The organism is Vibrio gelatinilyticus (genome assembly GCF_022836845.1).
GTDB classification, from domain to species: domain Bacteria; phylum Pseudomonadota; class Gammaproteobacteria; order Enterobacterales; family Vibrionaceae; genus Vibrio; species Vibrio gelatinilyticus.
In genome coordinates this window covers 1-514 of the sequence record NZ_JAJNNZ010000054.1, presented here as the reverse complement: position 1 = coordinate 514, position 514 = coordinate 1, and the positions used below count along the sequence as shown (strand labels likewise).

Below are 514 nucleotides of genomic sequence, written 5' to 3'. Positions count from 1 at the left end.
ACTAATGACGCGCCAGTCGCAGAGGCGAAAACCGACAGCGTTACCGAAGACACCGTCATTACGGGCGTAATGAGTGCTTCGGATGTGGATTTAGGCGACGATGCCGAGCTTAGCTTTAGCACCGACTCCAACGCAGAAGGCCTAACGTTCAATGCCGATGGCAGTTATACATTTGATGCCTCTTCGTACGACAGCCTGGGCAAAGGCGAGAAGTTAGTATTAGAGATCCCCGTGACCGTCACCGACGAGCACGACGCGATGGCGCACACCACGCTGACCATTACCGTGACGGGCACTAATGACGCGCCAGTCGCAGAGGCGAAAACCGACAGCGTTACCGAAGACACGGTGATTACGGGCGTAGTGAGTGCTTCGGATGTCGACTTAGGTGACGATGCTGAATTGGTGTTTAGCACCGAATCCACCGCAGAGGGCCTAACGTTCAATGCCGATGGCAGTTATACATTTGATGCCTCGTCCTACGACAGCCTGAGTAAAGACGAGAAGTTAGTAT

Annotated in this window: 1 protein-coding gene; it reads left to right on the top strand. The window is 53.7% G+C overall.

The annotated features are described in order from the left end of the window. On the top strand, positions 1 to 514 hold a 514-nt coding region (locus LNL84_RS19650), incomplete at both ends, for an Ig-like domain-containing protein (protein WP_244359561.1).